The organism is Nitrospiria bacterium (genome assembly GCA_035498035.1).
Taxonomy (GTDB): Bacteria; Nitrospirota; Nitrospiria; order JACQBZ01; family JACQBZ01; genus JACQBZ01.
Genome location: DATKAN010000058.1, coordinates 47,309 through 65,705, shown reverse-complemented (window position 1 = coordinate 65,705; position 18,397 = coordinate 47,309). Strand labels below are relative to the sequence as shown.

18 protein-coding genes are annotated in these 18,397 nt (G+C 60.4%); 1 reads left to right on the top strand and 17 read right to left on the bottom strand.

What is annotated here, in order from left to right:
• Positions 1 to 3: 3 nt before the first annotated feature.
• The 7 genes from VMN77_11490 to VMN77_11460 all read right to left on the bottom strand — a co-directional run bounded on the left by VMN77_11490 (position 4) and on the right by VMN77_11460 (position 4,356).
• Positions 4 to 606, bottom strand: coding sequence for a short chain dehydrogenase (locus VMN77_11490; protein ID HTN44407.1), 603 nt, complete (start codon positions 604 to 606; stop codon positions 4 to 6).
• A 90-nt stretch (positions 607 to 696) separates the two neighbouring features.
• On the bottom strand, positions 697 to 1,011 hold the full coding sequence (locus VMN77_11485) for a PilZ domain-containing protein (GenBank protein HTN44406.1): 315 nt from the start codon (positions 1,009 to 1,011) through the stop codon (positions 697 to 699).
• 186 nt (positions 1,012 to 1,197) lie between these two features.
• The gene (locus VMN77_11480; protein HTN44405.1) at positions 1,198 to 1,629 is read right to left on the bottom strand and encodes a hypothetical protein; all 432 of its coding nucleotides are present in this window, start codon (positions 1,627 to 1,629) and stop codon (positions 1,198 to 1,200) included.
• Positions 1,630 to 1,931: 302 nt separating this feature from the next.
• On the bottom strand, positions 1,932 to 2,159 hold the full coding sequence (locus tag VMN77_11475; protein HTN44404.1) for an AbrB/MazE/SpoVT family DNA-binding domain-containing protein: 228 nt from the start codon (positions 2,157 to 2,159) through the stop codon (positions 1,932 to 1,934).
• A 361-nt stretch (positions 2,160 to 2,520) separates the two neighbouring features.
• Entirely contained in the window at positions 2,521 to 2,976 is a 456-nt protein-coding gene (locus VMN77_11470) for a c-type cytochrome (GenBank protein HTN44403.1), read from the bottom strand.
• 243 nt (positions 2,977 to 3,219) lie between these two features.
• Positions 3,220 to 3,702 (bottom strand): isoprenylcysteine carboxylmethyltransferase family protein, encoded by a 483-nt coding sequence (locus VMN77_11465; GenBank protein HTN44402.1) that lies wholly within the window; start codon positions 3,700 to 3,702, stop codon positions 3,220 to 3,222.
• Between the two features lie 207 nt (positions 3,703 to 3,909).
• Complete coding sequence (locus tag VMN77_11460; GenBank protein ID HTN44401.1) at positions 3,910 to 4,356, bottom strand: hypothetical protein; 447 nt, start codon at positions 4,354 to 4,356, stop codon at positions 3,910 to 3,912.
• Positions 4,357 to 4,535: 179 nt separating this feature from the next.
• Here VMN77_11460 and VMN77_11455 point away from each other — a divergent pair, with 179 nt between their 5' ends.
• Positions 4,536 to 5,786, top strand: a complete 1,251-nt coding sequence (locus tag VMN77_11455; GenBank protein HTN44400.1) for a PQQ-dependent sugar dehydrogenase — start codon at positions 4,536 to 4,538, stop codon at positions 5,784 to 5,786.
• Positions 5,787 to 5,847: 61 nt separating this feature from the next.
• Here the strand turns inward: VMN77_11455 and VMN77_11450 are convergent, their stop codons facing one another.
• The 10 genes from VMN77_11450 to nuoG all read right to left on the bottom strand — a co-directional run bounded on the left by VMN77_11450 (position 5,848) and on the right by nuoG (position 18,391).
• Complete coding sequence (locus VMN77_11450) at positions 5,848 to 6,381, bottom strand: hypothetical protein (GenBank protein HTN44399.1); 534 nt, start codon at positions 6,379 to 6,381, stop codon at positions 5,848 to 5,850.
• 63 nt (positions 6,382 to 6,444) lie between these two features.
• Complete coding sequence (locus VMN77_11445) at positions 6,445 to 7,878, bottom strand: hypothetical protein (protein ID HTN44398.1); 1,434 nt, start codon at positions 7,876 to 7,878, stop codon at positions 6,445 to 6,447.
• 198 nt (positions 7,879 to 8,076) lie between these two features.
• Positions 8,077 to 9,519, bottom strand: coding sequence for an NADH-quinone oxidoreductase subunit N (locus VMN77_11440; protein ID HTN44397.1), 1,443 nt, complete (start codon positions 9,517 to 9,519; stop codon positions 8,077 to 8,079).
• A complete protein-coding gene (locus VMN77_11435) occupies positions 9,516 to 11,027 on the bottom strand; it encodes an NADH-quinone oxidoreductase subunit M (protein HTN44396.1) in 1,512 nt (503 codons plus the stop codon). Before VMN77_11435 ends, VMN77_11440 begins: the two co-directional genes overlap by 4 nt.
• Before the next feature lie 20 nt (positions 11,028 to 11,047).
• Positions 11,048 to 12,964, bottom strand: a complete 1,917-nt coding sequence (nuoL, locus tag VMN77_11430) for an NADH-quinone oxidoreductase subunit L (protein ID HTN44395.1) — start codon at positions 12,962 to 12,964, stop codon at positions 11,048 to 11,050.
• Positions 12,964 to 13,266, bottom strand: coding sequence for an NADH-quinone oxidoreductase subunit NuoK (gene nuoK / locus VMN77_11425; GenBank protein HTN44394.1), 303 nt, complete (start codon positions 13,264 to 13,266; stop codon positions 12,964 to 12,966). Before nuoK ends, nuoL begins: the two co-directional genes overlap by 1 nt.
• Before the next feature lie 142 nt (positions 13,267 to 13,408).
• Entirely contained in the window at positions 13,409 to 13,933 is a 525-nt protein-coding gene (locus tag VMN77_11420) for an NADH-quinone oxidoreductase subunit J (protein ID HTN44393.1), read from the bottom strand.
• Positions 13,934 to 14,047: 114 nt separating this feature from the next.
• Positions 14,048 to 14,581, bottom strand: coding sequence for an NADH-quinone oxidoreductase subunit NuoI (gene nuoI, locus VMN77_11415; GenBank protein ID HTN44392.1), 534 nt, complete (start codon positions 14,579 to 14,581; stop codon positions 14,048 to 14,050).
• A 1-nt stretch (position 14,582) separates the two neighbouring features.
• Positions 14,583 to 15,605, bottom strand: coding sequence for an NADH-quinone oxidoreductase subunit NuoH (gene nuoH / locus VMN77_11410; GenBank protein HTN44391.1), 1,023 nt, complete (start codon positions 15,603 to 15,605; stop codon positions 14,583 to 14,585).
• A 71-nt stretch (positions 15,606 to 15,676) separates the two neighbouring features.
• Positions 15,677 to 18,391: an NADH-quinone oxidoreductase subunit NuoG gene (gene nuoG, locus VMN77_11405; GenBank protein ID HTN44390.1), complete on the bottom strand. Its 2,715-nt coding sequence runs from the start codon at positions 18,389 to 18,391 to the stop codon at positions 15,677 to 15,679.
• Positions 18,392 to 18,397: the final 6 nt, after the last annotated feature.

The following is an 18,397-nucleotide window of genomic DNA, read 5'->3' as shown; positions in this document are numbered from 1 at the left end:
GGGTCACGCAAAGGCGCGGGCGTCGATCACGAATCCGTTTTTCGTTCCCTCCACGCTTTCCTCGTAGGCCTTGGCCACCGAGGCCGCCGGCATCCCGGGGGCAGGGTCCATGCCCAGGGCCACGAGCGTTTCCTTGACCCAGGGCGGGCTCACCGCGTTGATGCGCACGCCCCGGGGCAACTCCAGCGCCGCCGCGCGTACGAAGCCTTCGATCCCGGCGTTCACGGGACTGATCGCGGCGCTCCCCGGCATGGGTTCAAGGCTCAGAACACCGCTGGTCAACGTGAAGGAACCATAATCCGCAATCTGGGAAAGCCCCAGCCGCACGACGTTGATCTGGCCCATCAGCTTGTTGGAGAGGCCAAGCTCGAAATCCTCGTCCGTCAACTCCTTCAGCGGACCGAATTTCGCAAGCCCCGCGGCGCAAACCACGGCGTCGAAAGGGGCCACGGCGCGGAACAGTTTCCTGAGGGAATCGGGAGAGGCCAAATCCACCCGATGATCCCCCTTCTTGTTTCCCACGCGAACCACCTCGTGGCGCTTCGACAGGGCGCCGGCCACCGCCGTTCCGATCGTTCCCGTCGCGCCGATCACGATGACTTTCATCCCGCACCTCCGATCATTAAATCACCCCGTCTTCCATTCTCCTTCGCCACCCGCAGGTTTCGACGGTTCTAGGTTTCAGCCGGAAGTATCTCACGCCTGCTCGGTAAATTTCACGATGCTCGCCAGGTCCTCGGAATTGAGATCGATAAAACCCAGGCCGACTCCGACGCCCTTATGGGTGTAAAGCACGCGGGCCCGGGCCTGAATCGGCCGGGCATCGGAATCCCGAAGCTTGAACCGAAGGGTGATCGAGTTTCCCGTCGGGAAACCTTGCTTCGTGATCAAATACATCCCCCCGATACTGATATCCGAACTTCGATGCACGCCGACCCCGACCACTTCGACCTCTTTGTCGAAAGGGACCCTCCCGCTACTACGGCGTTCATCATGCTTGGGATCAGCCATCAAGATGCTCCCTGGTTTGGTTCAGGCTCTGCGGCCCCGCTCCCCGTCCGGCTTCCATCGCCCATTTCCGCGCGAGTGTCCCTATTGCTCCACTGTTCCATGGCTCATTTTTCCAGTCTTTCTCCCCGCCGGCAGGGATTTAACCTTTAAATCATTCCCGGCCTCATTGATTCCTTGACCGCTTCACTAAACGATGATCGGAAATTGTGTGATAACCGCTTCAAGCTCCTTGCAGGTTTTATTGAGAGCCGACGGATCGCTTTCAAACGAAAATGAAACGGTCGGATAGGATCGGTCATGAAGGCGCGTTGTTCCCTTTATTAGTCCCCGACCCGTTGGGTCGATACTGACGGTCATTTGAAGGGGATCTTCGTCGGAACCACATACAGCCTCGCCCTTCGAAGAGGAAAGGATCATATTGAGACCGGTCCAAAATTTAAAAAACGCCTGCGTTGTATAGGAGGCTTTAAACCGCCCCGTAACCGGCGTTACGGCCAGCTCCACTTCACAGGTCAACCAATTACCGCTATAAACATTTTTCATATCCGGACTTTCCCGCGTAATGATGTTGACCGTTATCGAAGCGCCTTGACCGGCGATTTTCCATGCGATGCTCATCGTGCCAAGTCCTATTTATGACTTTTTTGGATCTATTTTACCGCCATAAAGATATTTTTTATTGCTACACCGTTCCATTGCCCCGATTTCCAGCTTTTCGGCCCGCGCCCCCTGATCGGCGCACAGGCATGGCCGACCCGATGGCCGGTCCGGCCGGTCATTCGTCACGACAGGGTCAGTATCTCAATCCCTTTTACCCGTTTTAACTTCGAGTCATTACCGATAAAACAGGCCGCGCGGGAATGGAGCGCGGTGGCCAACAGAACCGCATCGGGCGTTATTAACTCGTACTCGGCGCGCAATCAGCGTGTCCCCCATGATTGACGTTCCCATTTCAAATAATTTTTAGTGTAGAGGCTCTTCCCCAAACCGGAAAGCGCCTCGGCATACTTCTTGGGTTTAGGCATCAAGATCGTGATGCCGCCTTTGACGACCGCGAGGAGCGAATCGCCGCCCTTGACCTTCATCGCCGACCGCGCCTCCTTGGGAAGCACGATCTGATTTTTCGAAGACAGCTTCAGATAAGCCATGGCCTCCCTCCCGTTGAACCGACCGAATCGGCCTTTACTTTATCATAAAAGTATAGCGGCACAAGATCAAAACTGTCGGAACCCGCCAGATGCCTTTTTTATTGCTCCACGGCTCCATGGCTCCATTTTCCAGCCTTTCCCCCGCGCGCGAGGCCGGAGGGGGGGCTACTGGGCATTGAGAAAATGTTTCCGGAATTCAATTTTTATGGAGCAATAAGAACAAGATTTAGGGTCGAGTCTTGAATTATCAGTTTTCCACCGGCGCTCTCGGCTTTGCCGGCCCTCGTGTAATCAAACTTATATTTCAAGTCCTGGTCACAAACAAGCCATCTAAAGGTATCTCTAATCTGCATTCATTTTTTTACCATCGAACGTATCGGGTGAGCATCCACGCCTCCTTATCAGTAATAAGAGCTCCTTCAGGTGGAGCATGTAAGTTTGTCAATGGGATTTTGCCAGCCCCTAGGATTCCGAACTTGATAACCCAGAATATTTCTCCATCTGTTTTGCAATCATGAAATTTTGGATTCGTCATGTTTCGAGGGGCTGGATCCAGAGCCTTTGCAGCATCCCCATTGCCTTTGCCGTCCAAACCATGGCAGGTAAAACATGTTCCCTTGCCCTCATAGACAGCTTTTCCTTCTGCAATGAAGTTCGGATTGGATGGAAACGGGCTCTTCATGGCCTTCAATTGAGAAATAAGTTCAGTGGGAACAAGCACCTTACATGGATCATTCTCAACCCCAACTATTGAAAACACGGGTGCCGCGCCGAGGCTGATTATGACCAGTATTGGTATAACGATCAACCTCTTCATAAAAGTTCCTGGATAACGAGACCGGCGGCGGGAAAATAGGTTACAAGAAAGGGAAAATTTAATGCCGGGCATGGATACCCCTTCTCCCTCCGCCAGATGGCGCCGCGTGAAGGTTGGAAACGGCAGGCATGGGGGAGGGGCCCCGTTACACCGTCCCGCGACGGGGAAATGAGGGGGATTATACCGGTTTAGGTGGGAGGGGTCAATATTCGCGGCCGCGGGGTTTAAAGCTCCCCGGTTTCGTCATTCCTTCCAGCCGATTCTCGGAACCCATTTTCCCGTTCTTCTCTTATATCGCTCATACTCCTCTCCAAATCTTTCCTGAAGCACCTCCTCCTCATAGGTCGCAATGAAATTATAAAAAATAAATATTCCCGCCAGCAATACGAGGGAGAGGATCGATCCCGTGGAAATCGCAAGTCCGAGGTAGGTTAGGAGGGTTCCCAAATAGATGGGATGCCTTACGTACTGGAAGGCCCCGGTCGTGACCACTCCGGCCGGACGTTCCTCCGGCCGGACGACAACGTGTCCGGAACGGATTAAATAGACGCCGGTGCCCCAAAAAATTCCCAGCAATACCAGACGAACATACATCGGCACGAAATTCGAGAGGGAGGTCGATAAATGGAGAACAAATGAGTCCCCGATCCAGAGGGCCAGAAACAAACCAAGGCCGATGAGCTGGCCTATGTGGCTTAGCGGATGTTCGCCATGATTGCCCCGCATCTTTGAGTCTCTCGATCGCCTCACGCCGTCAAATACTTGGAAAAGGGGGATGGCGAAGGAGCCGCGTGTATGAATTCGATTCGGGAGCCATGGCTCGACTGATCTCGCCGAAGTCGGTCGGCGACGGAGGAATATGACGACGGATTATATCCCTTTAGAGGTTGCGGGTCAATCCGGCGAGGAAACGGGGGTGGGATCGATAATGGATTACCAGAGTATCCGGACGGTGTGTGTGGTGACCCTTTGGGGCGTTTCGAGCGTAATATAATGATGGCAACCCGGCACGAAGGGCATGTTGGGGATCGTCACCGATACCACAACCGGGGTATTCACCTGGGTGCAACCGTTTCCAGTGCTAAGATCCATGCCCTTGGGTTTAAGTTTTACGGAAATTTCGGTGTCGTAATTATGAAAATCCACCGTTCCATCGACACCGTCGCAGGAATTTGGAAGGGTAAGGGGCTCGACGATCCTGATCGAATCTCCGATGGCCCAGATATTCGAATCGACGGGTCCCTGAGCGGCGGGATGGGTCTCGATTGTGAATTTGGGATGATCCTCCGCTTCGGCTCCCGGACCATTAGCCAGGATCAGTAGGAAAAAGAAAGAGGCGAAGAGGATTCGGTTCGTCTTCTGTCTGATTATCGGAACCATCAGGTCTTGCTCTATTCGGTCCTTGTCTCCTTATTTTTTAGAGTACCACTGATCGTGATATTGTCAAGGGTTTCCAACCCCCTCCCTTCAACTTAACGGGAGGTGGGTACGACTTGGAGAGAACCCGGGATTTACGAATGTGGACGGATTTCAGTCCCGTATGTTAGGATAGAAATCCGATGAAAATCCCCGCATCCTTGCCGTCAGAATCACGGAAAATCCTCCCGGGCGTACGTCTAATCATCCTGGGACTGGCGGCCGTGGTTTGCGCATCTCTGGACGGCTGCATGAAGGATAATACTGCCTTGAAAAGTACGCCACCCCTTCAGCTCGAACTCGTCCCGGTCGCAACCGGCTTTTCCCAACCCCTGGACCTTCAGGCGCCCGACGATGACACCGGTCGTCTCTTCGTGGTCGAGCAGGGAGGAAAAATCCGGATCATTTCCTCCAACGGACAAGTGCTCTCCACTCCCTTTCTCGATATCAGCGGCAAGTTAATCGGCTGTTCCGGGGAAGAGGGGCTGCTGGGCCTGGCCTTCCATCCGAATTACGCGACGGACGCGCGATTCTTCGTGAATTACACCAGAAACTGCGGCGGCGGGCTACAGACTGTTATCGCCGAGTACGCCGCCTCGACCGGGGACCCCAATCTGGCCGACGCGACGAGCGAGCGGATCCTCCTGACCGTCGACCAGCCGTACACCAATCACAACGGCGGCGGCCTCGCCTTCGGCAATGACGGCTTCCTTTACATCGGCCTTGGCGACGGGGGGAGCGGCGGCGATCCACTGGGCAACGGCCAGGACACCAATACCCTTCTCGGCAAAATCCTTCGGATCGACGTGGACTCGACTCCCGACCTCGGCCTTCAGTACGCCATCCCGCCGGACAATCCGTTCGTAAACAAGGCTGGTCTCGACGAGATCTGGCTCTATGGCCTGCGCAATCCGTTCCGTTTCTCCGTCGATTCCGCGACGGGTGATCTCTGGATCGGCGACGTCGGACAGGACAGCTTTGAGGAGGTGGACCGGATCACGCCCCGGCAGGGCGGCGCCAACCTAGGCTGGAACATCATGGAAGGAACCCACTGTTTCAATCCCCCCGCTAACTGTCCGACGGCCAATCTCACATTGCCGATCTTCGACTACCCGCACGATCCCCACCTGGGCGACGGCACCGTCATCGGGGGCTACGTCTATCACGGCACGCAACTCACCCAGCTCGCCGGCGCCTACATATTCGGCGATTTCCTCAGCGGGCGCGTCTGGACCCTAACACAGGATTCACAGCATCACTGGATGCGCACGGAAATTTTTTCGACCACGTTGAATGACTTGAGCTCGTTCGGGCAGGGACAGGACGGGGAGTTGTACGTGGTGCGCTATTCCAGCGGTTCGGTGGCTCAGATCCGACAAATCGCAACGATGTGATCGCGGCGCCGCAGGGGCTTGTTCTCCCAAACCCCTGCGGCCCGCTCTCGATCAAGATCCCTCACGGAAAATAAAAATTCACGGTGATCCCGGAGCTGAACGTTCCAAATTGCGTCTGGTCGTCCCCGGTTCCGTCGACATTATGAATGCTGGAAAGCCCGATTCCGACCTGGGCCTCGACGCTGACCTGCTTGGCGAAGAAATACTCCAGACCCCCGACCCCGTCTATGGAGTAGGTTTTCTCCGACTCGACATCGTTCCCTCCGGGCGCAGAAACGATGATGTCGTTTCGGCGGAACGAGACGATTCCGCCGACGAACGGCGCCAGGTCGGTCTTCTTGAAATACTTTCGGATCCCGGCCGTCAGGCTGTAATCGCTCGTGCTGTCGTTGTTGCTGGCGTGCGAGAACCCGGCCCCGGCGAGGAGCGCCAGGTCGGACCCCAGAAAATACCTTCCGGAAATCTCGATGTCCCCGTTGGCCACCCCGAACGAAAGGGCCTTCGCGCCCGTTTCAAGGCTGTTGTCGGCCATCGCGGCCCCGACGGTTAACAGACTCATTCCAACCGTAATGATGAAGACCTTTATGATTTTCATACGCCTTTCCTCCTCTTGTTGTTGATGAAAAAAACCGGTTTTTCATCGGTTCGCGATTCAATATTAGAAAGTGTAGGTCAGCTTCGTCGAGATCTTAATCATGTTGTCGTTTGCCTGAGGATCGACGAACAGCGTCCTCCAGCCTTGGCCGGGAAACAGGATCCCGGCCCCGCCGGTCAGTAGCAGTCGCGGCTCCAGCTGCCAGGAGGCGTTGAGATCGATCTCCTGCCCGAGATTGCGAGGCGCATTGTTTGCCGGCGCCTCCGACAACCGGGCCCAGATCGCGGCCAGCTCGGCGCGGAACAGCGCGGTGGGTTTCCAGCCGAGCGCGAGTTTGGCCGCCGTGAGGCCCCCGACGTTCCCGCCGTCCCGGTCGCTCGTGCTGTCGTTGTTCACCAGGATGTCGCCCAGCACGAAATTGGGCGAGACGGAGTTGATGTTCAATTTTTCCCCGCCCGGAGGAAGGTTTCCGGCCTTCTGCCCGGTCGCGTACAGTGCAGTGACGAGGCTGTCGTAGCGGTTTCCGGTCCAGCCGAATTGGCCGAGGGCGTTCATTCCCTGCATCGAGATCTTTTTCGCCGACGGATTCTGGACGGTGGGATCATGGGTGGTGATCGACCCGGTGAGGTAATCCAGCTCGGCGGCCCAGCGAAAGGCCGTCAACTGCTGATCCAATGCCAGGCCCACCGTCGCCAGCGTCGCCTGATTGGTCCCGAAATCGGTGAGCGGACAGTTGGAGGGCGTCCCGAACCCGCAGGGGGCGAAGAAGGCGCTCTGGTTGAAGGAAAGGTTCGGGCCGCGGTCTTTCAACACCATCATGAAAAGACTCGATTTGAAAGCGGCCGTCGGGTCGACGTTCAGATCGGCCAGATAGGCCGAGGTGCTCGACGTCCCGCTGGCCGTGTTGACCAGAAACATGTCCATGAGGGTCAGGCTGGCCCATCCCATCGGAATGGCCACCGTGACCGCGTCCGCGGTGTCGTCCAGGATCAGCGAATGGCCCAGTGTGACGGCCTGGCGGCCGATCACGAGATGGGCCGCCGGCCAGCTGACCCGGAGGTATCCCTCCCTCAGTCGCACGGTGTCCAAGCTCTGTCCGAACCCGTCGCTCCCCAGGATCCGGTTCCCGGTGGCGGCGGCCGTCGACGCGGCGTTCAGCGTGGCCGCGTCCTGACCGTTGGGACCGTTGAAGAAATCGACGATGACCACGCCCGTCATGATGTCCTGGGTGGCCATGATCTTCAGGCGGAACCGGGCGTCGGCGAAGGATTCGCCGTCCTTGCATGTGTCGTCGGTCGTTCCCGGAACGCCGTCCGGCCCGCGACAGGTCTTCCCGCCGCTGTGGGCGTCGGTCAGGTTGTCGTCGTAAAAATACCGCGCGCGGAACTCGCCCCCGAAACTCATATCGGCGGCCCCGGCCGTCCAAGGCGACGCGGTCAAAAACAGTCCCAGAAAAATGAGAAAATAGAACAAAGGCCTCATGCTTTCCCCTTTCAATCCGCCCTCCTCTTATATTGGACAATCCGTACCTGTTTCCCCCTTGCGAGCCAGGCGAGGGGGAGGGGGATTTTCCCCTATTTACCATTTACGATTTACTTCCCTCAGCGGGGAATTTTGGAGAATCGAAAATGGTAAATCGTACATAGGGAACCTTGAACCCTCGAAATCATGATGCGAGGGCGGCGACGTGAGCCCCTATCTTAATCGAAGCACGGCCTCCTGCGCATAATCCAGGAACGGGCCGGGATAGATCCCCAGCAACAGCACCACCGCGGCCGCGGCGGCCAGGACCATGACCACCCCGGGCGGGGCCGCCACCTGAACCGCCTCGTCGGGTTCCTTCATGTACATCACCATCACGACCCTCAGATAGAAATAGGCCGAGACCGCCGTGAAGGCCACCCCGAGGACGACCAGCCAGGTCAGGTGCGCGTGCACGGCCGCCATGAAAATGTAAAACTTCGCGACGAAGCCGGCCGTCGGCGGGATCCCGGCCAGCGAGAACATGAAGACCAGCATGGCGAAGGCCGTCAGCTTGTCTTTGCGGGCCAGCCCAGCGAAGTCGCGGAGCTCGTCCCCCTCGACCCCCTCCCGGCGGAGCAGCATCACGACCCCGAAGGCCCCCACGGTCATGAAGGCGTAGACCAGCATGTAAACCATCAGGCTGAAGACCCCGAGCGAATCCCCGACGATCAGCCCGATCAGCGCGTAACCCGCATGGGCGATGCCGGAGTAAGCCAGCATCCGCTTGACGTTGGTCTGTACCAGCGCCACCACATTGCCCGTGATGATCGTGACGACCGCCAGGAAAATGAGCAGGATGCGCCATTCGGCCTGTATCCCGCCCAGGGCTTCGATGAAGACCCGGAGGAAGACGGCGAAGCTGGCGGCCTTGGAACCGACCGAGAGGAAGGCGGTGACCGGCGTGGGGGCCCCTTCGTAGACGTCCGGCGCCCACATGTGGAACGGCACGGCCGCGACCTTGAACCCGAAACCCACGACGAGCAGGATCATCGCCAGGATCCAGCCCGGGTTCTGGAGCTCCCCCCCGTGGAGGTGCGCGGCCAGGGCCTGCAGGTTGGTCGTCCCGGACAGCCCGTACAGCAGCGAGATGCCGAACAGAAGGATTCCGGAGGAAAAAGATCCCAGTATGAAATACTTGGCCGCCGCCTCGAGCGATTTTTCCTCGAAGCGCTTGAAGCCGGCGAGGATGTAAAACGAAATCGACATCAGCTCCAGCCCCAGGAAAACCGTGATCAAGTCGGACGCGGACACCAGGATCATCATCCCGCACGTGGCGAAAAGGACGAAGGCGTAGTACTCCCCCAGCTCGATCCTCTCGCGCTTGAGATAGCCCATCGAAAGCAGGATCGTCATCGCCGCCGCAACGTAGAGGATCAGCTTGAAGAAATTGCCGAACGGATCCAGGACGAACATCCCGTTCATCACCGTCAGATCGGCCCACAGGATCCGCGACGTCCCCCAGAAGCCCAGGCCCAGCGCCGCGAACCCGAAGTAGGCCGGCACCTCCCGACGCTCTTTCGGAAGGAAGGGCTCGATCAGAAGGATGGCGCAGGCGTAGACCGCCACGAGGATTTCGGGAAGCACCGCCCCGATTTCGGTGACCGAAAAATTCATGGCCGCGTCCAGACCTCCGAGAGCTGAAACGGCGCGGCCGCGTTGACCTGCGACAGGAGGTGATCCACGCTGGCGTGCATCAGAGACAGCAGCGGGTCGGGATAGACCCCGATCGCGAACACCAGGACGAACAGCGGGGCGAGGATCGCCATCTCGCGCGTCCCCAGATCCGTCAGCCGCGCAGGGTCGGACCGGGTGATCGGCCCGAACAGCATGCGCTGAACCATCCAGAGGAGATAGACCGCGGCCAGGATGACCCCCAGCGTGGCCGCGACGGCCAGGCCGGCATGCCTCATGAAGGCCCCCAGGAGCACCAGAAACTCGCCCACGAAGCTGTTCATCCCCGGGAGGCCCAGCGAGGAGAGGGCGAAGATCGCCAGCATCGTCCCGTAGCGGGGCATCGGCCGCGCGATCCCGCCGTAGTCCGAGATCAGCCGGCTGTGCGTCCGGTCGTAGATCATCCCGACCAGGAGGAAGAGGGCCCCGGTCGTGATCCCGTGGTTGACCATCTGGAGCAGCGCGCCCTCGATGCCCTGGGCGTTCAGGACGAAGATCCCCAGCGTCACGAATCCCATGTGGGAGACCGAGGAATACGCGATCAGTTTCTTGAGATCCGTCTGCGCCAGGGCCATGTACGCGCCGTACAGGATCGCGATCACCGAGAGGGCCAGGATGAAGCCGGTAAAGGAGCGCGAGGCCTGGGGCACCATCGGCAGGCCGAAGCGCAGGAAGCCGTAGCCGCCCATCTTCAGCAGGATGCTGGCCAGGATCACGCTGCCGGCGGTGGGCGCCTCGACGTGGGCGTCCGGAAGCCACGTGTGGAACGGAAACATCGGGACCTTGATCGCGAAGGCCAGGAAAAAGGCCCAGAAGATCCAGAACTGGATCGCGGCCGGATAGGGCTGACCCATCAGCCGGAGGATGTCGAAGGTCCGACCGCCGTTGAAGTACAGGACGAGAATCGCCACAAGCAGCAGGAGGCTTCCCGCCAGGGTATACAGGAAAAACTTGATCGCGGCATAGATCCGGTTGGGGCCGCCCCACACCCCGATGATCAGGTACATCGGGATCAGCATCGCCTCCCAGAACACGTAGAACAGGACGAAGTCCAGCGAGACGAAGACGCCGATCATGGCGCCCTCCATCACCAGGAGGGCGATCATGAACTCCTTCACCCGCACGGCCACGGAGGTCCAGGAGGCCAGGACGCAGATCGGCGACAGGAGCGTGGTCAGCAGGACGAACAGGAGGCTGATCCCGTCCACGCCCACGGCGTATTCGATATGAAACGCCGGAATCCACGGAACCCGCTCGACGAACTGCATCGCCGGACTGGAGGGATCGAAGGACGGGAGAAGGGTAAGCGAGAAAAGGAAGGCGGCGGCGGTCAGGCCCAAGGCCATCCGGCGGACGCCGGCGTCGTTGCCCGGGAAGAAGGCCAGGACGACGGCCCCCGCCAGCGGAAGGAAGATCAGGATGCTCAGGAGATGGCCCGGATTCTCAATCATCGGTCGTTTTGTTCCCGCCTTTATCGAATGATCAAGTAGACCGTCAGGATCACGAAAGTGCCCACCATCATCGCCAGGGCGTAATGCTGGAGCTGGCCGCTCTGGAGAAGCCGGAGGATCCGTGCACCGGCCAGGGTCGATCCCCCCACCCCGTTGACCGCCTGGTCGATAGTCCGGACATCCACCGTCCGCCAAAGCCGGTCCGCGAGGCGGGTCGTCGGGCGGACGAAGAGCCAGTCGTACAGTTCATCGACGTACCATTTGTTGAGCGAAAGCCGGTAGAGCGCGGCCGCCCGCGTCGCCAGCCGTCCCGGCAGCTCCGGCCGGGTCAGATAAAAATACCGGGCCGTCATCCATCCGCCCAAAGCCACCGCGACCGAGACCCCCATCAACACCCACAGGAGTCCGGCATCCGGTTCGGACGGTTCGCCGGGCGAGAGGACCGGGCCCAGGATGGCCGCGATCCCGTTCCAACCGTCCACCGGCAGCCCCGCCCATCCCGCCGTGACGGACAGAGCCGCCAGCACGACCAGGGGAATCGTCATCACGAGGGGGGATTCGTGCAGTGAGGCGGCCGCCTTGGGATCGACGCGGGACGGACCGTGAAATACGGTATAAATGAGACGAAAACTGTAGAAGGCCGTCAGGAAAGAGGTCGCGACCCCCACCCCCCAGAAAAGGATCCCGGCCCCGCCGGAAAAAAAGGCCCGGAACAATATTTCATCCTTGCTGAAAAAACCGGCCAGCGGCGGAATCCCGGCCAGGGCCAGCGCGCCGATATAAAACGTGGCGTAGGTCACGGGCAGGCGAGATTTCAGCCCCCCCATCTTTCTCAGGTCCTGTTCCCCCCCCATCGCGTGGATCACGCTCCCGCAGCCGAGAAAAAGAAGCGCCTTGAAGGCGCCGTGGGTGAGGAGGTGAAAGATACCGGCGATCGACGCCCCCAGGCCGCAGGCCATGACCATGTAGCCCAGCTGGCTCACGGTGGAATAGGCCACGACGCGTTTGATATCGTTCTGGGTCAGCGCGATCGTGGCCGCGAACAGGGCCGTGGCCGCCCCGGTCGTCGCGATCACTTCCATCGCCGCGGGGGATAGATTGAAGATCGGGATCAGCCGCGCGATCATGAAGACGCCGGCCGTCACCATTGTGGCGGCATGGATCAGCGCGGAGATGGGCGTCGGTCCTTCCATCGCGTCGGGCAGCCAGACGTGAAGCGGTAGCTGGGCCGATTTTCCGACCGCGCCCATGAAAAGCAGCAGCGCGATCAGCGTGACGGCCGGCAGTTCGAGCCCGGCGATCGGGATCGTTTCGGCCGCGTGCTTCGGAAGCTCGGCAAAGACCTGGCCGTAGTCCAGCGAGCCGACGAGGCGGAAGACGAGGAAGATCCCGAGCGCGAACCCGAAGTCTCCGATTCGATTGACGACAAAGGCCTTGGTGGCGGCTGCGGCGGCCGGGGGCCGTTCATACCAATGCGCGATCAGAAGATAGGAGCAGAGGCCGACCGCTTCCCAGAAGATGTACAGCTGAAGCAGGTTTCCGGCCGTCACCAGCATCAGCATCGAAAAGGTGAACAATCCGATATAGGCGAAGAACCGGGCGTAGCCGCGGTCGCCGTGCATGTAGCCGACGGTGTAGAGATGAACGAGGGCGCTCACGATCGTGACCAGCAGCAGCATCACGGCCGTCAGGGCGTCGACGTGGATCCCGATCGAGGCCTGGAAGGTTCCCGAAACCGCCCAGGTGTACAGGGGCAGGTCGTGCGGGCCGCCTGAGAGGACCGAGCCGAAGGCGACGACCGAAAACAGCAGCGAGCCGAACACGGCGGGCACCGCGATCCAATGGGCGCGGGGCCCGAATCCGGGGCCGAAGAGCTCGCCCAGTCCGAGGACCGCGAAGGCCGCGAAGGGAAGCAGTGGAATGAGCGCGTCCGTCATCACCATTTCATCAGGTTGACGTTCTCGATATCGACCGTGGCCTTCCCGCGATAGAGCGCGATGATGATGGCCAATCCGACGACCACCTCGGCCGCGGCCACCGTCAGGACGAAAAAGACGAAGACCTGGCCGTTGATGTTCCGAAGATAGTGCGAAAAGGCGACGAAGTTGATGTTCGCGGCGTTCAGCATCAGCTCGATCGAGAGCAGGATGATGATGATGTTCCTCCGGATCAGGACGCCGACGACGCCGATCAGGAATACGATCGTGCCGAGAATCACGTAATACAACAACGGAACCATTAAGTCTCCAGAAATCGACGGAGAAGCGGGTCCTGTCCTTCGCCAGCCCCACCGTGCTCGCCACCCCGCCCGGTGTAGGGACCCCGGCTCCGCTCGGTGGGGCGCCCCGCCTGTGGCCACCCGCTTCTCAAATCTCTTTGATTCAGAATCGCCTCTCTTCCTTACCGAACATTCCCTTCTTCGCCAGGATGATGGCCCCGATCATCGCGACCAGCAGGATCAGGGAGGCCACCTCGAAAGGAAACAGATAGATGGTGTACAGGGCCCGCCCGATCCCCTCGGTGTTGCCGGGGAGGACGTCGGGCGCCGGCCCCGCGGCCGGCAGCGCACGGTCCGCGAATCCGGAGCGGTTCAGGATCAGGACGGCCTCGATCAGAATCGCCAGCCCGACCATCATGCCGACGAGATATTGCTTGTTATAACCCTCTTCGGCGCGCAGATTGAGCAGCATCACCACGAAGAGATACAGGACCAGAATGGCCCCGGCATAGACGATGATCTGAACGGCCGCGATGAATTCGGCGTTCAGCAGCACGAACAGGCCGGCCACGTGAAAGAACATGACCAGCAGCGATAGCGCGCTGTTGACGGGCTTCCGCGACGCGACCACGAGGACCGCCGTCGACACGATCACGCCTGCGAAATACAAGAACAAGACGGTTGTCATGGTGTTGTCTTCAACGGCGCGCGGCGGCCCCGCGGGGTCTCGCCCGACGCCGCTTGAAACGAACCGATGGTTTTGATCCGACCTGGAAGGACCAGGCCCGACAGGCGCGGCGCATCATTTGGCGGGATAGCCCCGATGCGCCACGTTGAAGAAGGCCGCATGGGGATGTTGGAATTCGACGCGCGTCTCCCGGGCCGGGAAGGCCCTGTCCCCGATGGCCAGCAACTGTTCCTTGTTGAGCTTGAGCCTGCGCTTGTCATACGTCGCGTATTCGTACTCTTTGGTCATGCCCAGCGCGTTGACAGGGCAGGCCTCCACGCACAACCCGCAGAAGACGCAGCGGGTCATGTCCATGGTGTATTCCCTGGCGTAGCGTTTGAGCGGCTGGCCCTCCACCTCGGCGCTGATCACCGTGATCACGCGGGACGGACAGGCCGCCTCGCACAGGTCGCAGCCGACGCATTTCTCGGTTCCGTCGTCGTAGCGCAGCAGCGCGATGAAGCCGCGATAGCCGTTGGGGAGCACCCGTTTTTCGTGGGGATACTGGATCGTGACGGGCCGGGTGAACAGATGACGGAAGGTCGACGCGAGACCCACGAGGATTTCCAGAAACAGGACCTGTTGGATGAACCGTCGCAGGCCTTTCATCTCACCCCCTGACAAAATACAGAACCGTGGACGTGACCAGGATGTTGGCCAGCGCCAGCGGAATCATCACCTTCCACCCGAACATCATCAGCTGATCGTAGCGCAGGCGCGGAAGCGTTCCCCGAATCCAGATATAGAAGAACAAAAAGAAGTAGACCTTGATCACGAACCAGAGGATCGGGGGGATGAACCCCAGCGCTTCGAAGGGCGCGTGCCATCCGCCCAGAAACAGGATCGTGGCGATGCAAGAAACGAGGATCATGTTAGCATACTCGGCCAAAAAGAAAAAGGCAAATCGCATGCCGCTGTACTCGGTGAAGAAGCCGGCCACCAATTCGCTTTCGGCCTCCGGAAGGTCGAAGGGCAGCCGGTTGGTCTCGGCGATCGCGGAGATGAGATAGATCACGAAGGCCACGAACTGGGGCAGGATGAACCAGTGCAGCAGCCCCCCGCCCTGCGCCTCCGTGATCTTGACGAGGCTCAGCGAGCCGGCCATCAGCAGCACGCCGACGATCGCCAGGCCCAGCGACAGCTCGTAGCTGATCACCTGGGCCGCGGACCTCAGTCCGCCCAGGAGCGAATATTTGTTGTTCGAGGCCCAGCCGCCCAGCAGGACGCCGTACGCGCCGATCGAGGCGAAGGCCAGGATGTAGAGGATTCCGATATTGATGTCGGTGACGAACGGGCGGAAGGTCAGGCCGAAAATAGAAATCGTGTCACGCCCGAAGGGGATCACCGCAAAACCGATGAGGGCCGGGACCAAAACCAATATCGGCGCCAGGGTGAATATGATCTTGTTGGCCTGGGCCGGGACGATGTCCTCCTTGAAAAAAAGTTTCAGCCCGTCCGCGATCGGCTGCAGCAGCCCGTGGTAGCCCACCTCCATCGGACCCATCCGGTCCTGCATCCAACCGAGGATTTTCCGTTCAAAATAGGTCAGGTACGCCACGTGGAGCAGCACCGTGACCATCACGACGCCGATCGTCACGAGCACCACGATTAAATTCAGCGCGATATTCACCATGTCATCCGTCTCCAAATTCTTGTAGGGGCCCCGCCGACTGCGCCCGGATAGGGGCAGGGCAAGCCCTGCCCCTACGTTATCTTCTCAATGATGACCTCGGCCGTCTTGAAGGCCGGGACCCGGGACGCCTTGTCCAGCTCGACCGTCAGCAGATCCTTCACCGGAGGCTCGTTGAAGGATTCGGGGAAGAAGACCATCCCGGGCGGATATTTCGCGTCGATCTTGACCGCGACCTCGACCGATCCCGGACCCTGGGGCGAACGGAGCCGCACCGACCCCCCGTCTCCCACCCCCAGCCGCCCGGCATCCTCCGGCGACATGTAGAGAAAGGACCGGTCCTGAATCGTGGTCAACCCTCCGGCCTGGAGGGACATTTTTCCGGAATGGAACAACAAGGGCCCCACCGCCAGATGAAAACGCCCGTCGGAGGGCGGCGAAACCCTTTCCACGGAATCGACGCGATACCGCTCCGAAATCCCCTCGGCCAGCCGCTCGGCCCCGTAGCGCTCCGCCGCGACGGCCGGCCCCGACCGTCCCTGAATTTCCCGCCAGCCGGGCCAGAGGCGCGCGATTTCGTGCGAGACCTCGGCGCCGTCCTGGTATTCCATCGGATGACCCATCTCGACCGCGAGCTGGGAGAGGATTTCCCAGTCCGGCCGTGTCCCGTGAATCGGCTCGATGGCCTTCCGCACCGCCTGGACGCGTCCTTCCTGGTTCGTGAAAGTTCCGTTCTGCTCGGCGAAGCTGGCGGCCGGCAATACCACATCGGCTAAATTCCCGGACTCGGTCAAAAACAGGTCCTGGCAGACGACGAACTCGGCGGTCGCAAGCGCCTCGGCCGCGGCGACCGAGGCCGGAAGCGTTCCGACCGGATTCTCGCCCATCAGGTAGAGCGCGCGGATCCTCCCCTCGCGGGCCGCTCCGAGCATTTCGATCATCGTGAGACCGGGGCCGGCCGGGATCGCTTCCCGCCAGGATTGGCGGACGCGATCCCGATCCGTTTCCCGATCCACACGGCCGAGGCCGGGCAGACGGTCGGGAACGACGCCCATCTCGTAGGCGCCCATCTCGTTATTTTCCTCGTACAACGGGGCCAGACCGCAGCCCTCCGCGCCGAGCTTTCCGCCTAGCCAGGCCAGGTCGCCCAGAACGCGTACGGTATCGTAGCCGTCCCGCGCCCGTACGATCGACTCGCCGAAAACGATCACGGCCCGTGCGGCCGCGGCCCATTCCTCGACGGCGGCCCGGATCCGCTCGTAGCTCAGACCCGTGGCGGATTCGATCTGTTTTTGGGAAATTTTCGAAACCATCTCGCGCAGCCGGGCGCTTGAAGAGGGCTCGGCGGATCCCGCGGCCGCCCTTCCCGGCTCCAACGCGGCCTTCACCATTCCGATCGCGACGGCCCGCTCCGCGCCCGGGCGGTGGGCCAGATGGCACGTCGCCAGATTGACGATGTGGCTCAAGGTGCCGACCCTCGGCCGCAGCGGCGAGGCGACGATAAGCCTCGCGCCCCTCTTCGCGGCGGCCTTCACCTTCAGCCCGACGATCGGGTTGGAATGCGTGATGTCCGTCCCGATCACGAAGACCAGATCGGCCCCGGCGATCTCCTCATACGAGGGAAGCCATCGCGGCGTTCCGGTCAGCTCGGTCATCGCGCGGGCGGCGTTCGCCATCCCGTAGCGCACGCTGCTGTCGATGTTCGGGCTTCCGAGGACGAGCCGGACGAATTTCTGGAAAACATAGAGATTCTCGTTCGTGCAACGGGCCGAGGCCAGCGCCCCGAAGGCCGCGCCGCCGTGCCGGCTTTTGATCCGGCCGAACCCTTCCGCCACGCGTTCCAGGGCTTCTTCCCAGGACGCCTCGACCAGCGGGGCGTCCCGACGGCCGTCCTGGCGCACCAGCGGCTTCGTGAGACGGTTCGGGCTGTTGACGAAGGGATAGCCGAAATACCCCTTCGCGCAGAGATCGCCCTCGTTCCGTCCCTTTCCCCAGACGCTCTTCGTCTCGTTTCCCCAGAACGAGGTCACCTCGATCACCTCGCGGGTCTGCGGCCGGCTTTCGAGCCGGAGCGAGCAGCCGTCGGCGCAGTAGGCGCAGGTCGTCTCGGTCCGGGTCAGCATCCATGGCCGGTATTCATACAGCGGAAGACGGTTGAGGAGCGCGCCGACCGGACAGATCTGGACGCAGCCGCCGCAGAACTCGCAGTCGAGCTGCTTGTCGGCGTAGTGGCCGATCTCGATTTGGTAGCCCCGGTTGACGGAGGAAAGGGCCTTCGAATCGATCACCTCGTCGCAATAGCGGACGCAGCGCATGCACTGGATGCAGCGGTTCATCTCCTTCTCGATCAGCGGGCTGAAAAACTCCTTTTCATAAATCCGCTTCTCTTCCCTGTACTGCCCGTAGGCGGTGTATTTCTGGGAATAGTTCTGGAGGGGGCACCGGCCGCCCTCGTCGCAGATCGGACAGTCCAGCGGGTGATTGGCCAGGAGAAAATCCAGGACGCCCTTTCGCGCCTCCTGCACGACGGTCGTGTTGGTGTGGACGACCATGCCCTCGGTGGCCGGGATGGAGCAGGAGACCTGGAGCTTCGGCATCTTTTCGACCGCGACCAGACACATGCGGCAGTTGCCGTCGGATTTCAACTTCTGGTGATAGCAGAAGAAGGGGATCTCGATCCCCAGGTTCCGGGCGGCCTCGATCACCAGCGTGCCCTTCGGGACCTCCACCGTCCGGCCGTCGATCGATAACTTCACCGTGTCGGTTTTGATTTGGACCGCGTCAGACAACCGTGT

Coding starts and splice junctions, on each gene's coding strand:
- VMN77_11490 (HTN44407.1), bottom strand. CDS start 606: ATGAAAGTCATCGTGATCGGCGCGACGGGAACGATCGGAACGGCGGTG.
- VMN77_11485 (HTN44406.1), bottom strand. CDS start 1,011: ATGGCTGATCCCAAGCATGATGAACGCCGTAGTAGCGGGAGGGTCCCT.
- VMN77_11480 (HTN44405.1), bottom strand. CDS start 1,629: ATGAGCATCGCATGGAAAATCGCCGGTCAAGGCGCTTCGATAACGGTC.
- VMN77_11475 (HTN44404.1), bottom strand. CDS start 2,159: ATGGCTTATCTGAAGCTGTCTTCGAAAAATCAGATCGTGCTTCCCAAG.
- VMN77_11470 (HTN44403.1), bottom strand. CDS start 2,976: ATGAAGAGGTTGATCGTTATACCAATACTGGTCATAATCAGCCTCGGC.
- VMN77_11465 (HTN44402.1), bottom strand. CDS start 3,702: ATGCGGGGCAATCATGGCGAACATCCGCTAAGCCACATAGGCCAGCTC.
- VMN77_11460 (HTN44401.1), bottom strand. CDS start 4,356: ATGGTTCCGATAATCAGACAGAAGACGAACCGAATCCTCTTCGCCTCT.
- VMN77_11455 (HTN44400.1), top strand. CDS start 4,536: ATGAAAATCCCCGCATCCTTGCCGTCAGAATCACGGAAAATCCTCCCG.
- VMN77_11450 (HTN44399.1), bottom strand. CDS start 6,381: ATGAAAATCATAAAGGTCTTCATCATTACGGTTGGAATGAGTCTGTTA.
- VMN77_11440 (HTN44397.1), bottom strand. CDS start 9,519: ATGAATTTTTCGGTCACCGAAATCGGGGCGGTGCTTCCCGAAATCCTC.
- VMN77_11435 (HTN44396.1), bottom strand. CDS start 11,027: ATGATTGAGAATCCGGGCCATCTCCTGAGCATCCTGATCTTCCTTCCG.
- nuoL (HTN44395.1), bottom strand. CDS start 12,964: ATGACGGACGCGCTCATTCCACTGCTTCCCTTCGCGGCCTTCGCGGTC.
- nuoK (HTN44394.1), bottom strand. CDS start 13,266: ATGGTTCCGTTGTTGTATTACGTGATTCTCGGCACGATCGTATTCCTG.
- VMN77_11420 (HTN44393.1), bottom strand. CDS start 13,933: ATGACAACCGTCTTGTTCTTGTATTTCGCAGGCGTGATCGTGTCGACG.
- nuoI (HTN44392.1), bottom strand. CDS start 14,581: ATGAAAGGCCTGCGACGGTTCATCCAACAGGTCCTGTTTCTGGAAATC.
- nuoH (HTN44391.1), bottom strand. CDS start 15,605: ATGGTGAATATCGCGCTGAATTTAATCGTGGTGCTCGTGACGATCGGC.